At 60.0% G+C, this 15,667-nt stretch carries 11 protein-coding genes; 4 read left to right on the plus strand and 7 right to left on the minus strand.

The features are described from left to right. The first annotated feature begins 205 nt into the window (after positions 1–205). The gene (locus LRS06_RS15545; protein WP_257872303.1) at positions 206–946 is read left to right on the plus strand and encodes a class I SAM-dependent methyltransferase; all 741 of its coding nucleotides are present in this window, start codon (positions 206–208) and stop codon (positions 944–946) included. A 97-nt stretch (positions 947–1,043) separates the two neighbouring features. Here the strand turns inward: LRS06_RS15545 and LRS06_RS15550 are convergent, their stop codons facing one another. From LRS06_RS15550 to LRS06_RS15580, 7 genes are all read right to left on the minus strand, one after another. Then, positions 1,044–2,480 (minus strand): T9SS type A sorting domain-containing protein, encoded by a 1,437-nt coding sequence (locus LRS06_RS15550; RefSeq protein ID WP_257872304.1) that lies wholly within the window; start codon positions 2,478–2,480, stop codon positions 1,044–1,046. 43 nt (positions 2,481–2,523) lie between these two features. Further along, positions 2,524–3,939, minus strand: coding sequence for a T9SS type A sorting domain-containing protein (locus tag LRS06_RS15555; RefSeq protein ID WP_257872305.1), 1,416 nt, complete (start codon positions 3,937–3,939; stop codon positions 2,524–2,526). 83 nt (positions 3,940–4,022) lie between these two features. Further along, positions 4,023–6,125: a glycoside hydrolase family 97 protein gene (locus LRS06_RS15560; RefSeq protein ID WP_257872306.1), complete on the minus strand. Its 2,103-nt coding sequence runs from the start codon at positions 6,123–6,125 to the stop codon at positions 4,023–4,025. A 59-nt stretch (positions 6,126–6,184) separates the two neighbouring features. Continuing rightward, positions 6,185–6,856, minus strand: coding sequence for a RagB/SusD family nutrient uptake outer membrane protein (locus LRS06_RS15565; RefSeq protein WP_257872307.1), 672 nt, complete (start codon positions 6,854–6,856; stop codon positions 6,185–6,187). Between the two features lie 79 nt (positions 6,857–6,935). After that, complete coding sequence (locus LRS06_RS15570) at positions 6,936–7,889, minus strand: RagB/SusD family nutrient uptake outer membrane protein (protein WP_257872308.1); 954 nt, start codon at positions 7,887–7,889, stop codon at positions 6,936–6,938. Positions 7,890–7,918: 29 nt separating this feature from the next. Further along, a complete protein-coding gene (locus tag LRS06_RS15575; protein WP_257872309.1) occupies positions 7,919–10,960 on the minus strand; it encodes a TonB-dependent receptor in 3,042 nt (1,013 codons plus the stop codon). A 561-nt stretch (positions 10,961–11,521) separates the two neighbouring features. Then, positions 11,522–13,180 (minus strand): DUF6377 domain-containing protein, encoded by a 1,659-nt coding sequence (locus LRS06_RS15580; protein WP_257872310.1) that lies wholly within the window; start codon positions 13,178–13,180, stop codon positions 11,522–11,524. A 227-nt stretch (positions 13,181–13,407) separates the two neighbouring features. On the opposite strand from LRS06_RS15580, the gene LRS06_RS15585 reads away from it, so the two are divergent. From LRS06_RS15585 to LRS06_RS15595, 3 genes are all read left to right on the plus strand, one after another. Beyond that, positions 13,408–13,725 (plus strand): hypothetical protein, encoded by a 318-nt coding sequence (locus tag LRS06_RS15585; protein ID WP_257872311.1) that lies wholly within the window; start codon positions 13,408–13,410, stop codon positions 13,723–13,725. Then, positions 13,725–14,399: an ATP-binding cassette domain-containing protein gene (locus LRS06_RS15590; RefSeq protein WP_257872312.1), complete on the plus strand. Its 675-nt coding sequence runs from the start codon at positions 13,725–13,727 to the stop codon at positions 14,397–14,399. Before LRS06_RS15585 ends, LRS06_RS15590 begins: the two co-directional genes overlap by 1 nt. A 61-nt stretch (positions 14,400–14,460) precedes the next feature. Continuing rightward, the gene (locus LRS06_RS15595) at positions 14,461–15,594 is read left to right on the plus strand and encodes a CaiB/BaiF CoA-transferase family protein (protein WP_257872313.1); all 1,134 of its coding nucleotides are present in this window, start codon (positions 14,461–14,463) and stop codon (positions 15,592–15,594) included. Positions 15,595–15,667 lie beyond the last annotated feature (73 nt).

The raw sequence follows: 15,667 nt of genomic DNA on the forward strand, positions 1-15,667 counted from the left end.
TTGAACGAACCCACCTACCGGTGTCCAATCGGCAGGGCGCAAGCCCCGCACCCTGCTGCATTTGCGCAAATGTTGCGCAGTTTGCCGAGTAAATCAGTATAGCCACCAGAGCAAAGAGTGTCGGCCGCTCCCCTCGAATCCCAGCCAGGCAGCTGTTCAGCTATATTAGCTGGATAACCGTCAACCATCTAGCCGTCTCCCCATCATGCTCGACCGTTTTTCCGATCAGGCCAGCCTCTACGCCCGCTACCGCATCGACTACCCAGCGGCTTTATACGAGTGGCTGCTGCTGCGCGTGTCGGGCCGGTCGCACGCCTGGGACTGCGCCACCGGTAACGGGCAGGTAGCCTTGGTGCTGGCCGGGCACTTTGCCCAGGTTACGGCCACCGACATCAGCGCCGCCCAGCTGGCCGAAGCGCCCCGGCAGCCCAACATCACCTACCAGCTGGCCCCGGCCGAGCACGCGCCGCTGGCTGATGCGGCCGTAGATTTGGTAACGGTAGGGCAGGCAGTGCATTGGTTTGAGCCTGGGGCATTCAACCGGGAAGTGCTGCGGGTGCTGCGCCCCGGCGGGGTGGTGGCCGAGTGGGGCTACGGGCTGGTGCAGGTAAGTGCCGGGCTGGATTCGCTCATCCGCCGGTTCTACGCCGAAACCATGCGCCCGTACTGGGACGAGAACCGCTGGCATATTGATGACGAGTACGCCCGCTTGCCCTTCCCGTTTGCCGACGTGGAATACGCCCATTTCACCGAGGCCCGCCGCTGGACGGCCGAGCATTTCCTGAACTACCTGCGCACCTGGTCGAGCGTGGTAAAATACCGGAAGCAGCACGGCCAGGACGCGGTGCTACTGCTGGCCGACGAGCTGACGAAAGTCTGGGGGCCGGAAGAGCAGGAAGTGCGGTTTCAGGTGTTCGTGCGGCTAGGCCGTAAAATGCCGGAGTAGGCCCGAAGCTGTAAGGGTGTATTTCTGGTGAGTTCCAACAAAGAGCCCCAGCCGGTTTCGGCTGGGGCCCTTTAAAAACATTACGCTAAGCGCAGGCTTACTGCACGCTCAGCCGACGGGTAAGGGCTACGCCATCTACCGTCAGGCGGCAGGTATAGAGGCCGGGGGCCAGACGAGCAGCGTTCAGCTCGGCGGAGAACTGGCCGGCGGGCTGTTGCTGCCGGTCAACTACCATAGCCACACGGCGGCCTAGGTTGTCGAATACGGCCAAGCTCACCACGGCCGATTTCTGCAGGCTGTAGGGCAGCTTGGTGATGCCGGCAGCAGGGTTGGGGTACACAGCAGCGAAGGCAGCCGTGGCGTTCTGGGCGCCACGGTTCGCGGTAGGCATCGTCACGAGGGCCGGACCCATCAGGTCGTCGAAGTAGTAGGTGGCACCGTTGTTCTGGGAGCCGGGGGCAATCAGCAGGGCAATCTGGTCAATGTCGGTGGCTTTTACAGTTGGGTCGAACGTGTCATTAGCAACCCCGGGGGTGAAGTCAAACGTCAGGGTTTCCCAGGTGTTAGCGGCCGCCGTGGTGGTGGCGAAGAAGTCACCGGCGTAGTTGCCCTTCGGATACGCTACCGTAGCGGCATTCTGGAGCACCAGTTGTACCCGGGTGCCGGGGCCGGGGCTGAGGAATTTCATCGTCATTTTCTGCGCGCCACTGGCATAGTCCGATACATCGGCGAAAAAGCCGCTCTTGGTACGGATGGCAATGGTAGAATACATATCGGAGGCCGAACGCTCGAATTTTGCTACCGAAGCACTGTTATTAGCCGCGGTTTTGAACGGGTTGGGGGCTTTTTCCGTGAGCACGCCCTGGGCCACCGGGTATTCCACGTAGCGGTCTGTTTCGAAGTCATCTAGCAGAATAGGGGGCATACCGCTGGTGGGAATGGCCTCTGTAGCCGGGCCCATAAAATCATCGAAGTAGTAGGTAGCACCGGCCGGGGCTCCCGTGGCGCCGGGCGCAATGAGCATGGCAATCTGGTCGATGTCTTTGGCCGTGACGGTTGGGTCGAAGGAGCCTTCGGGCGCTTCAAAGGTGAAGGTAAGTGTCTCCCAGGTGTTGGCCGCTGCCGTGGTAACGGCAAAGAACAGGCCGGCGTAATTGCCTGCCGGATAAGCTACTTTGTCTTTATCCTGCATTACCAGGTTTACCCGCAAATCGGGGCCGGGGCTCAGAAACTTCATCGTAAGCTTCTGCGCGCCGGATTTGTACGCCGACACATCGGCAAACTTGCCGTTTCTGGGCCGGATGGTGATAGTAGAGTACGGGGAGTTGACATCCCGCACAAACTTGGCCACCGAGGTGCTGTTATTGCCGGTGCCTTTAAAAGGGTTGGCTGCTTCCTGCGTGAGGACGCCCTGGGCCTCCGGGTAGGAAAGTAAGCGGGTCGTCTCGAAGTTATCGAGCAGGGTTTGGGCGGCGGTTTGCTGGCTGACAGTCAGCAGGGCGGCGGCACACAGCAGTTGGGTAAAAATTTTCATGAGAAATGGAAAAGGTGGGAAAATGGAAAAGATAGGGGAGCATCTACTTTACAAAGGACTGGCTCAGGTGGGTGTTGCCTTTGCTGTACACCAGCCGATAAGTGCCGGAGGCCAGACCACTGATGTCCAAACTAGGGTGGCCGGGTTGGGTAATCACTATCCGGCCAGTAGCATCCAGTACCTGCACGGTACCGCCTTTCAGCTCAGCCGGATAAAACAGTTTCAGGGTGCTACCGGCGGGGTTGGGGTAAAGCTGCAGGCGCAGACTACCAGAGGCGGGGCGCACGGGCGTAGGCTGCCCCAGGCTGTTGAGTAGACTGGCCGCGGCGGGCACATCCAGGGCAACAAACTTCTGAAAGGCCTGGTCCAGGGTAGCTTGGGCGCTGGTATTGCCCGCGTGAAACTTGCGCAGGGTATAGAGCTGGTAAACCAGCTTCAGTTCCGCTACGGTGTAAGCTACGCCCGTGAAAGCCTGTACCTGCTCCAGGGCCGCGAAGCCAAACTCCTGCGTGGGCTCCAGCATGGTGCCTTCCCCGAAGTCGTTGAACGTGGCCAGCTGCACGAAGTCCAGGCGGCTTTGGTACTGCGTGGCCAGGTCCAGGGTTTGCTTGAGCGTCTGGCCGTTGTTGTGCGGAATCACCCAGGTGGGTCCGCCCCAGCCGCCTTTAGCGTAAAAGCTGTCGAAGCCGGGGTAGGCCACGCCACCCGCTACGCCGAGGCCGGGCGCCCGGTTCTTGTAGAAGTTGGTGAGGCCAGTCAGGAAATCCGAGTAAATCCAGCTGAACTCGCCCGAGGCATTGGCCCCGGCATCAGCCGATTCGTACCACAGGGGCAAGAACGTGGGCGGCGTAGGAAGCACCCCCAGAATCTGTGTCCAGTCGGCGGGCGTCTGGTATTTCTGCGGCCCGAAGGTGAGGACCAGCGGCTTACCATCGAGCTGGAGGTAGTTGGCGCGCGAGAAGTAGTTAGTGCCCACGTACTGCATGTTCGCCTTAGCATCGGCGAGCGTGGCCGCAAACTGATCCTCAAACACCACCGCGAAGCCGAGGCCTACATCGGCCGTGCGCGGTACCAGCGCGTTGGTATTGCGCAGCAGCAGGGGCAGGTCGTTGCCGCCATTGCCGTAAAAGTCAATCAGCACCCCGTCTACGCCCGCGTATTTGAGCAGCAGCAAATGGTACTCTATTACGTTAGGGTCGGAACTGGCGTAGGGACCGATCAGCGGGTAATAGTGCGCGGCAATCTGCCGCTTGCCCGTAGCTGGGTCAATGATATTGGGATTCTTGTTGCTCATGGTCCAGTGCAGGCCCCACCTCCGGTTATCAGAAGTCTGGGGCGTCTCGAACCAGGGCATATAGTGCATATATACCCGCTGCGGATTGGTTTTAGCTACGCTAGGTGATTGGGCCAGCACCGTAGCTGTCCGCAGTAAGAAAAAAAGTAAAAACAGCTTTTTCATGTACGATAGAGGAGGTCGGAAAACAGAGTGGATAAGGGCGGATTAGGATAAAATATTGACTGCTTTAAGATACTACTTTACGGCTAAGGAATGACGATAATGCTAATGGCCGCTCCACCACCTGGGGCCAGACGCAGCGGCAGCTTAGCGCCGGCTCGCACCATTGTTTTCGTTACCTGATACGCTTCGGGGTTTGACTGCCAGTCGGCACTGGCTGCGTCGGCATACACGGTGGCCATGTACTTGCGCCCTTTTTCCAGGAAGTCCAGCTTGAGTGTGGTGGCGCGGCCTTTCTTGTTGGTAATAGCGCCGATAAACCAGTTGCTCTTACCCTTTTCCTGGCGGGCAATGGTTACGTATTCGCCGGGCTCCGCCTCCAGCACGCGCGTATCGTCCCAGTCTACAGGCACATCCTTGATAAACTGGAAGGCGGCCGGCTCCTTTTCGTAGTTTTCCGGCAGGTCGGCGGCCATTTGCAGCGGGCTGTAGAGCGTCACGTACAGGGCCAGCTGTTTGGCCAGGGTGGTTTGCACCCGCCGCGTGGCGTCGGCGGAGTAGTTGCGCAGCTTGAAGATGCCGGGCGTGTAGTCCATGGGCCCGCCCATGAGGCGGGTGAAAGGCAGAATGGTTTCGTGGTCGGGGCGGTTTCCGTCGCTGAAGGCGTTGTACTCGTTGCCGCGACCGGCTTCAGAGGCCAGCCAGTTGGGGTAGGTGCGGTGCAGGCCCGTGGGGCGCACGGGTTCGTGCATGTCCACCATCACGCGATGGCGGGCAGCCGTTTCAGCCACACGGGTGTAGTGGTTGACCATCCACTGTCCGTCGTGGTGCTCCCCGCGCGGTATAATGCGGCCCACATAGCCGGTTTTCACGGCCGGGTAGCCGTGCTGGTTCATGAAGGTATACGCGGTTTCCAAGCGCCGCTCGTAGTCCGTGGCCGAGCCCGAGGTTTCGTTGTGCATAATCATCTGCACGCCCTTGCCGGCCGCGTACTGCTGCAGCTCCTGCACATTAAAATCAGGATAGGGCGTCACGAAGTCGAACACGTCTTCCTTCCAGTTGCCAAACCAGTCTTCCCAGCCTACATTCCAGCCTTCCACCAGAACGCCCGGAATGCCGTTTTTGGCGGCAAAGTCGATGTAGCGCTTCACGTTGGCGGTGGTAGCGCCGTGGCGGCCGTGCGGAATCAGCTGGCCGGCTTCGGTGAGGGTGTCGGCCCGGTTGGCATAGTTCCAGGTGCTTTTGCCAGTCTGCATTTCCCACCATACGCCCACAAACTTCATGGGCTTGATCCAGCCGGTATCCGTTAGTTTGCTCGGTTCGTTCAGGTTCAGAATGAGCTTGGACGCCAGAATATCGGTGGCTTTATCGCTGACGATGATGGTACGCCAGGGGGTATGGTCGGGGGCGTGCAGGTAGGCTTTGCTGCCCGTGGCGTCGGGCACCAGGCGGGCCGTGAGCTGGTACGTCTGCGGATCAACGTGGAGCTGCATGGCCGGGTAGTTCAGCAGCGCCGCCTCGTGCAGGTTGATGTACAATCCTTCGGCCGATTTGAGCATAAGCGGCGTTTGTACCGCCTGGGCATCGGGGGCCTCGCGCACGGCAATGGCCGTGGAGGCTTGCACCAGCGCCGCATTGTTTACCTCACTCAGCTTCGAGGTAGTGTAAGGGTACTCGTTGGTATCGTAGTCGCCGGGAATCCAGAAGGCTTTGTGGTTGCCGGTCAGGCCAAACTCCGTTACCTCGTCGGTTACCACGAAGTACTTCAGGTTGGGCTGCTGCGGAAATTCATAGCGGAAGCCCACCCCATCGGCAAACACGCGGAACACCACATCCAGCCGCCGACCCGGGGCCTGGGGCTGGCGCAGGTGCACCGTAAGCTGCTGGTAGTGGTTACGGATGCTTTTTACCTCGCCCCACACCGGCTGCCAGGTGTCGTCCACGTCCTTGGTTTCGGAGCCCAGCAGCGTCAGCGGCCCGTCGAAGCCCGGACCCTCCGCCAGCTTCATGCCTAACCTGGAAGGCTTGATGACGGACTGCTGACGGTAGGAAACGGCATACGTGGGGCGGCCTTCGGCATCCAGCGCAACCGTCAGCTTCACGTTGCCTTGCTGGGCCGTGAGGGGAGAGGCGGGTTGGGCGGAGGCTACGCGGGCAGCCAGCAGCAAAAGCAATAAACAGATTCGCATACAAGAAAAATCAGCCAGACAAGCAACGCCAGCAGAAGCCGCGCCAGCGGCAGGAAAAATTAATACCCCGGGTTCTGCACCATCTTGGCGTTGGTGCTCAGCTCACTGGTGGGAATAGGCCAGGCGTAGGAGCGTTGCTCGCTCCACTCAATTTTGCCTCCGGTGGGCAGCGTATTGCCGTAGAACTCGGCTTCGGCGGCGCCAATGCGCCAGCGGCCCACATCAAACCACCATTGGCCTTCGGCAAACAGCTCGGCCCACCGCTCATAGTACAGCGGGTTGGTGGCCAGATTTTCGTCGGTGGCGCTGGTCTGGTCCGAGAAGGAGTGGTAGTCTACCGGTGAGGGGTCGTTGATGGGGTAATCGTAGGCCCGGCGCTTTACCTTATTCAGGTACTCCAGCGCCTGGTTTTCGTCGCCGCTGTTCTTGCAGGCTTCGGCGTAAAGCAGGTATACGTCGGCCAGGCGCAGCAGGTAGTAGTTGGCCCCGTCGGCGGCGCTGTAGGCAAAGATGTTGTTGTCGGTCGTCACGAACTTCTTCAGGCTCCAACCCTGGAAGAGGGGCTTGATGCCCGCCCCGATGCCCGAGCACTTCACCACGGGCCGGTACTGCGAGCCGTCACGGCTTACCGAGTCAATCCAGGGTTGAAGCGCGCACACGTACAGGCGTGGGTCCACCGTTTTGTTGGCGCGCATCTCCAGCGACTTTTGCTTGGTCTCGGGGTCAATCACCCGCCGCGGGTTTTTGTAGGACGCGGGCTTGCTGGGGTCGAAATTGGGGTTGTTGACCAGGTAGTAGATGGGGAGGTTGTCAGATCAGGCCCTGGCTGGTAGTGAGGTTGGCATTCACTCCGTCGATGAAGATGCCGTAGCCGGGCGTGGTGCGGTCCACGTTTATCTCAAACAAGGACTCCTCGTTGAATTCGTTGCCGCTTTGCGCATTGAAGGCATTCTTGTACTTGCTGAAGGGCATCAACGCTTTGCCGCTGTTGGTTATCACATCCAGGAGCACCGGCTTGGCATTGGTCCAGTCCTGGGTGAACACGTAGGCTTTGCCCAGCAAGCCCTTGGCGGCCCACTCCGTCACCCGGCCTTGGTCTACGCCGGTGCGCTCGATGCCGTGAAGCAGCTCCGCCGATTTTTTCAGGTCGCTGATGATGAAGTCCCACACTTCCCGGGCCGAGGCGCGGGGCTTTTGCGTTTCTTCCAGCGTGGCGGGGATAGTCGAGAAGAGCGGCACCCCCAGCTTGTCGTTTCCGCCGCCAGCCGCGATGTAGCCCTCGCCATAAAAGCACTCCAGGTGGTAGTAGTAGAGCGCCCGCAGAAAGTAGGCCTCGCCGCGCAGCGTGTTCACGGCCTGCTGCTCCGAGGGGGCCATGTAGTTTTTCTCGTAGAAGTCGGCCCGGTCCAGGAAGGCGTTGGCGTTCTTGACGCCTGTGTAGAGGCCCTTCCACAGGTCGTTGGCGTAGCTGTTGCCCACGCTCAGGTGATTGAGGGCCAGCTCCGTCCACGACCGTTCTCCCCCATAGGCCAGGTCGGCGGTATGCTCGCTGCAGGCAAAGTCCTTGCACAGCATCTGAAAGCCATTGAGCTCGTAGGAGCGCAGGTTGGCATACGCCGGCGTAAGCACCCCCGACAGCGCCGCGAGGCTGGCCGGGTAGCTGCCGCTGCTGTACTTATCGGGCTGGGCAATATCGTTGGGGTCTTTGGTGCAGTTGCCCAGCAGCAGCGCGGCAAAAACCAGAAAAGCGGATTTTTTCAACATGGCAGGGTGGGAGGTCCCAGGTCGTAGCGTTAGAAAGTCAGGTCCACGCCCAGGGAGTAAATGCGGGCATGTGGGTATTGCAGGGGCGCATCAATGCCCCGCGTAATCACGTCGCCCCCGATTTCGGGGTCGATGCCGGAGTAGTTGGTGATGGTGAACAGGTTGTTGGCCATCACATACAGGCGGGCGCTTTTGATTTTGGCCCGTTGCAGCAGCGCGTCGCCGAAGGTGTAGCCCAGCTGCAGGTTTTTTAGTTTCACGTAGTTGCCCTTCTCCACAAAATAGTCGCTCACGTAGGAGTAGTTGCCGTTGGGGTCGGTGGCAAACGTGGCGGGGGAGCCGTTGCTGCCGGGCGTGAGCACACCCAGGCGCGGCTGCGAGGTCAGCTGGTTGTCGCCCAGAAACGAGGCCCCAAAAACCTGGTAGGTGGTGTTGCCGTCGCTGAAGGGAAACTGCGCGTAGGGGGCCACGCCATTGTAGAGGTCCACGCCAGCCACGCCGTTGAAGAGCAAGGCCAGGTCGAAGTGCTTCCAGCCCAGGTTCAGGTTTACCCCGTAGGTGAGCTTGGGATTGGGGTTGCCCAGGATGGTTTTATCCAGGTCGCTGATGATGCCGTCGCCGTTTACGTCCTGGTAAATCAAGTCGCCGATGTTGGCTTTGTAGCCTTCCCGCTGCGGGTGCGCTTCAATCTGCTCCTGGCTCTGGTAAATTCCTTCTGTTTTGTAGCCGTAGAACTGCCCGAACGGCAGCCCCGCTTTGGTATAGGTGAGGAACTGCCCGGTTTGCTGCCCGTAGGAAGGGTTGCCGTAGCTGTTGTCGCCGGCCTGAATGGGGTTGCTGTTGATGTTGTCCAGGTTCAGCACCTTGTTCTGGTTGAAGGAGCCCGTGACGGTGGCGGTGTAGCGGAAGTCCCGGGCGGTGCCTTTGGTGCCCAGCACCACATCCAGGCCCCGGTTCCGCACCGACCCGATGTTGGTGTAGAAGCGCCCGGACGGTATGCCCACGCTAAGCGGAATGGGCAGCGCGTAGAGCATGTCTTCGGTGGTTTTATTGTACCATTCCACCGTCAGGAAATACCGGCCGTTGAAGGCTTCGACGTCGATGCCCACGTTGCTTTCGTACACGCTTTCCCATTTGATGTTTGGGTTTGGAATAAGCGTTTGGGTGTAGCCCAGGCTGGGTGGCGCGCCGGGGTAAAAGTTCTGCGCGTTTACATACTCATAAGTCGAGAGAAACAGGTACGGCGGAATGTTGCTGTTGCCCAGCACGCCGTAGCTGCCGCGCAGCTTGAGCTGGTTGATCATGGGCAGCGCGTTCTTGATCAATGGCTCCTCGCTGATGCGCCAGCCCGCTGAAGCCGCCGGGAATATGCCGTACTGATTACCCGGCCCAAATACCGTAAAGTTGCCGTCGCGCCGGGCCGAAAGGGAGAAAAGGTACTTTTCGTTGAAGCCGTAATTCAGCTGGGCAAACGTCGATTTGATCAGCCCATTGGTATCGTAGCCGCCCGGCGTGATGCGCGTAATGGAGTTCGACGTAGGCAGAAAAGCATACGAGGTGCCGCCCACCGCATTCTGGCTGCCGCGCAACGCATCGTACTCCGACTGAATCTGCTCGTAGCCCACCAGCGCACTCACTGCGTGGGTTCCGAACGTGTGGTTGTACGACAGCACGTAGTTGTTGAGCAGGGTGCTGTACATGGCATTCGACTTGGTCAGGCTGTTGATGGGGGCCGATACCGCGCCGGTGTTGTAGGAATCCTGGAAGTAGTTCTGGTTTTCGAGGTAGTAGGTATAGCCGAAAGTGGTGCGGAAGCTCAAGTCCAGGGGCAGCGTTATTTCAGCAAACGCGTTACCCTGGAAGTTGGACTTGGTGTTGTCGATGTGGGCCGTACCAATCTGGGCAATGAGGTTGGGGCCGGCAAAGCCCACGGGGTTGCGGCCGTAGGGGTTGGCCGGGTCGTTGGTGTAGGGCGCCATCGTGGGCACCGTCCGGAACGGTGGATTGATGGGCGTAATCGTCACGGGCTTGGTGCGGCGCTGCCACACGTACAGCTGCTCGCCCACCTTAATGCGCTTGCCAAGCTGGTATTCCGTGTTCACGCGGGCACCGGCCAGCGCCGAGCGGTTGTTCAGATACACGCCTTTCTGGTCGTTGTAGATGCCCGATACCAGGTAGCTGAGCTGCGGAGTGCCGCCGGAAATCGACAGGTTGTAGTTCTGCTCGATTCCGTCGCGAAAAATCTGCTTGGTCCAGTCCGTATCGGGCAGGGTGTCGGTGCGCTCCATGCCCACGTACACCGGGTCAGCAATATTCTGCTTGAGCCGGATAAAATCGTCCCGGTTCAGCAGCTTAAGGGTAAGCGGCTGCGTGACGCCATACCGGGCGCTGAAGTTGATGGCCGGCTGGCCGGGTTTGCCTTTTTTGGTGGTAATAACGATAACGCCTCCGGCGGCGGCTGAGCCATAGATGGCCGCCGCGCTGGCATCCTTCAGCACGTCCACCGAGGCAATATCCTGGATGTTGATGTTGTCGCCGGATTGCCGGACGCCGTCGATGATATAAAGCGGCGGCGCGTTGTTGAGCGACGACACCCCGCGAATCAGGATGCTGGCCGTGGCATCCGGTGCGCCGGAGCTTTTCACTACTTCTACCCCGGCCATGCGGCCCTGCAAGGCCTCCTGCACGTTGGTCACCGGCAACGACTTAATCTCCGTGCCGCTGATCGAGGCCACTGAGCCGGTTACATCGGTACGCTTCTGGGTGGTGTAGCCCACCACTACCACCTCGCTGAGCGCCTTCACGTCTTCCGCCAGCGTCACATCAACAGCCGCCCGGCCGTTGAGCGGCAGCTCCTGCGCCGTAAAGCCCACGTAGGAAAAAACCAGCGTGGCGTTGTCGGGTACATTAGCCAAGGCATACCCACCATTGGCGTCGGTCTGAGTACCGTTGGTGGTACCGCGCACCAGCACATTTACGCCCGGCAGGCCTTCCCCCTTGGCATCTACCACCCGACCCGTAACGGCCCCGTTGGTTTGCAGCCAGTACGGAGCCGCTATAGGCAGCAGCACAGCTCCGGAATGGTAGCCCGCAGCCTGAACGGATTGGTAGCCGGTCACAAAAGTCCCCAAACCCGATAGGAGTAGAAACCGGGTAAGAAGCCTTCGGCCACATAGAAAAGGTACCGGAAACAACATAGGAAGTGGGATTTGGTGAGAAGCGGAGCAGGATGGAGAAGTCGTCGTAGCAGCCAATGCGTTTGCTACTGCATCGAAACCTGTGCGTGTAAGTAGCCGGAGAGCGGGCCGGAGTGGTAACGTTTGCGGGTAGCAGTGGTGGCCTGGCCAAACGCTTGCGGTACTGGCCAGCTGGCCGGGCTTCTACAAAGCAAGCCCTATTGCGCTAAACAAAAAATACTACAGTTAAAGTATAAGAAATATCAACCTCAGGTGCATATATATAGTTGGCTGATAGATAAATAAGTAATATAATCCTGAAAATTATACAGGGCGGATACAGTGCTGCTGCGTGTGATGTAGGCGTAGTTTCAGGCCCCCAACCTACCAATAGGTTGCAGAAAAGTAGGGACTCTGGATAGAGTTAGGCGGCACGCCATCTGTGCCGGCTATCCGTCAGAACCTCCGGATGCGGGCTTCAAATTCCTCCTTGGGAACCAGGGCGCGGTTTTTCACCCGGGTTTTATAGGCGTAGATGGTGTTGATGGAATAGCCCAGCATCTGGCTGATCTGCTCACTGTCGTCGATGCCCAGGCGGATAAGGGCGAAGATGCGCAGCTCGGCCGTCAGCATCTGGTCTTCATCGGGGTGCACCTGGTCTTCTTCGCGAAACAGGGTGTTGAACTGCCCCACGAAATCCGGGAACAGCCGCAGAAATACCGTATCGAACCCCTTGAACAACTCACTACGTTCCCGCTTGACGTTGATGCTGTCGGCCAGCTGCTGTACCCCGTTATACTGTTTGGCGCTCAGCAGCGTGCCTACCTTCTTCTTCAGCGTCTCACGCTCATCCAGGTACTGGGTGTTGTGGTGGAAATAGTAGCCGATATATTCCTCTTTGATCTTGTTGGCTTCGGCCAGCCGGGCGTTGGCTTCGGCCAGGGCGCTGTTGGCCTGGGTGAGCTCCTGGTTGAGCAGGCGCTGCTCGGTATTCCGCTCCCGAAGCTCCAGAATCGTTGCCGCAATCAGCTGGCCAGCCTTGCGCAGTTTGCGCAGCTGCCCGAAGATGACGGCGGCAAAAGCCGCTACTACCAAAGCCAGCAGCGTAACCAGAATGATGTAAACGTTTTGCGACTTGCGCTGGCTTTCAATGATATCGATTTTCTTGCCGTCGATGATGGAGGAAAACTGGCTGATCTGCACCTGGCGCTGCCGGGCTTTATAGAAAGTAGCTTCCTCCTGGGCTTCCTTGATGAAGGCATACGCGTTGGCCAGGTCGCCCCGCCGGTAGCAGTAATTGGCTACTTCCGACATAGCCACCGTTTCCTTCGTAGCCGATTTTACGTCCGCAATGGCCGATAGCAGCAGGAGCTCAAACGCCTTGTCTTCGTACCCGGCCCGGCTGTAAATGTTGGCCAGCGTACTGGCTCCAATGGCCAGCTGATGGTGCGTCAGGCCCGGCAGCTGCCGGATCTGGCGGAATACCGCAATGCCGTTCTGCAGATTACCGGTTTCCTGGGTAACCAGAGCCTGCACGGCCAGGCATTCGTAAGAGCCCGGTCGGCAATATTGCAGCGCGCTGTCGGCGTAGGTCAGCAGCTTGGTAAGGTAACCCGGACGGTAAAAATCATCCTGATTGAAATTGGCTAAGTCATTGTAAGCCCGTGCCTTGATAAAGTAGTATTCAACTTTATCAGCGTCGCTTAGCTGACTTGGCTGAATGCTGTCCAGCGCATCGAAGGTTTCCTTGAACAGTCCCGATGACAGCAGCACGAAGGCCAGCCGGAGCTTGGCTACCTGCTGCTTGGGCGGGCTGTGAAGCTGCTCGGCCAGCCGGGTTATTTTCAGGCAGTAGGCAAAAGCCGAATCGTATTTAAAGGCCTTGTACTCGTTGTAGATGCTGAGGCCCAGCGCAAACTTCGCGTCGTCGTTGCCCTGGTACGCCCGAAACTCTTTTGTGAGCACGCCAATCCGGCTCCAGCGCTGGGCGTCATAATCAGCTTTGTGGGCCAGGGTCCGGTTGAGTTCAGTTACTAAGCTGTCGAGAGAACCCGCCGCGCCCCGACATGGCAGCAGGTATATCAGAAACAGAACGACTACTAAGAACAGCCTCATAACAAGCGGGGGCACCAAAATCAATCTGCAAAAGAGCGGATAGTGAGCTAAGATAACGGATATGGTTGTTTGAGCCACTGCTAGCGCGTGCCGCGACGCGCATCCGGCATATATCCACCTCCTAACGGTTCCCGCTTGGCCGGAGCCCGGCTATACGGGGGCTATATAGTTGGGGCAGGTGGCAGGAAAATTGCTGGCCCCGGCTCCAGCTATTATTTCCGTTGTCCATGTTGTCCTATCTGAAGGTACTGCCTGTCTACTACCGCTCTGTACTGAGCCTCACCCTCCCCATATCTGTCCTTATACTGGCGGCGCCGCTGCTGATGGGTACTCCGCTACCCTCGCCGCTTTTCCTGGCAGTAGTACAAAAACTGGCCTCCTTTCCGGCGCTGATCTACCTGATTGGCCAGTTTCGGCCGCAGCAGTACTGGCTCTACCGCAACCTGCACCTGGCCCCCTGGCAGCTTTGGGCCGGGGTGATAGTGCTGGATACCTTGCTGCTCGTGGTGGCGCACCGGCTGCTCGCCTTCTTAGTTGCCCTCTGATGCCGGCAAAACAACACACGCTGGAGGCCGACGGTATCCAGGTTCAGTTTGATAACCGCAACGTTCTGTCGGGCGTGTATCTGCGGGTACAGACCGGCCAGGTTGTGGCACTGCTGGGTGCTAATGGCTCGGGCAAATCCACGCTGCTGCAAACGGTATTCGGGGCGCGGGTCGTGCCTGATGCTTCCGTGCGGGTAGATGGCCACCCCGTAATGCCAGCTTACCGTCAGCCGGGACTAATGAGCTACCTGCCCCAGACTGAGTTGTGGCCGTCCGGTATGGCCCTGGCCTCGGCTGCCCGGCTGCTGGGCGTGTCCCTGGAGCAGGCGCTGGTTGATTTTCCGGCGCTGCAAAAGCAGGTAGTTGAAGGAAGCACGCGTGCCGGGCTGTCGGGCGGAACCGGGCGGCTAATTCAGACGCTGGTGCTGCTGGCGCGCCGGAGCCGTTTTCTGCTGCTGGATGAGCCATTTTCCGGGGTTATGCCCGTTCACATCGAGCAGCTCAGCCACTGCCTGCGGGCGGCACGGGCGCACTCCGGTATCCTGCTCACCGACCACCGCTACCAGCAGGTGCTGGACGTGGCCGACGTAGTTTATTTGCTGCGCCACGGCCGCCTGCAGCTACTTGCGGAGCCTCGCGCCGAGTTGCGCGACCTGGGGTATCTGCCTGATTGAAGTTGGGGTGTGCCGGTCGGTAAACTCCGTTAGTCTGCCGCCGCGCGTCTACCTTCGGGGCATGGATACAGCTGAATTGCCACTGCACGGCCTACGGGTGCTGGAGCTGGCCTCGGTGCTGGCCGGCCCGCAGGTGGGCCAGTTTCTGGCCGAGCTCGGCGCCGAAGTGCTTAAGATTGAAGCCCCGGCCGGCGACGTCACCCGCACCTGGCGCACCGCCGCCGAAGCCACCGACACCACCGTTTCGGCGTACTTTGCCTGCGCCAACTGGGGAAAAACCAGCCGGGTGCTCGACCTCACTACCGCCCCCGGCCGCGCTGCCCTGCACGAGCTGGCGACTCAAGCCGATATCGTGCTGGCCAGCTACAAGCCCGGCGACGCCGAAAAGCTGGGGGCCGATTACGCCACTCTCTCCGCCCTGAACCCGCGCCTGCTCTACGGTCATATCACCGGCTACGGCCCCACGGCGCCGCGCGCCGGCTACGATGCTGTGCTCCAGGCCGAAGCCGGATTTATGCACTTGAACGCGGCCGCGCCCGGCCAGCCGCCCCAGAAAATGCCCGTAGCGCTGATGGATTTGCTTACGGCCCACCAGCTGAAAGAAGGGCTGCTCACGGCTCTGTATCAGCGCGAGCGGACGGGCCGGGGCGCGCTAATTGAAGTGTCGCTCTGGGATAGTGCCTTGGCTTCGCTGGCCAACCAAGCAGCCAGTTTCTTGGTGACGGGCCAGGAGCCCCAGCCGCTGGGCTCGGGCCACCCCAGCATTGTGCCCTACGGCACCGTGTACGAGGCCGCAGACGGAGTCCGCCTGCTGCTGGCCGTGGGCGCCGACCGGCAGTTTCAACAGCTCTGCGCCGTGCTGTCAACGCCCGATTGGAGCGCCGATGCGCGGTTTGCAACCAACCCGGCCCGGGTGGCGCACCGGGCCGGGTTGGAAGAGCTGCTGGGGGCACGTATTGCTGAGGTAGGCGGGCGGGCACTGCTGGCGGAGCTGGAGCGACGGGCGGTGCCCGCCGGAGAGGTGCGCACCGTGGGAGAGGCCCTGAGCCGGGCGGCGGCGCAACCGATGCTGCTGCCGCCCACGGCCGAGTTCCCGCACGCGGGCCTGCGCACGGTGGCTTTTCGCAGCAGCGCCTGGCCTACGGCGGCAGCGCTACCGGCTCCGCCGCCGCTGGGTAAACAGGCGGCCAAATAAGTGTACATCTGCCGGCGCCGGCAGCGTCGTACATTCCTGCCGACGCCAACCTCCGCTGCGGGGGCGCGTAGGC

The organism is Hymenobacter sp. J193 (assembly GCF_024700075.1).
GTDB lineage: Bacteria > Bacteroidota > Bacteroidia > Cytophagales > Hymenobacteraceae > Hymenobacter.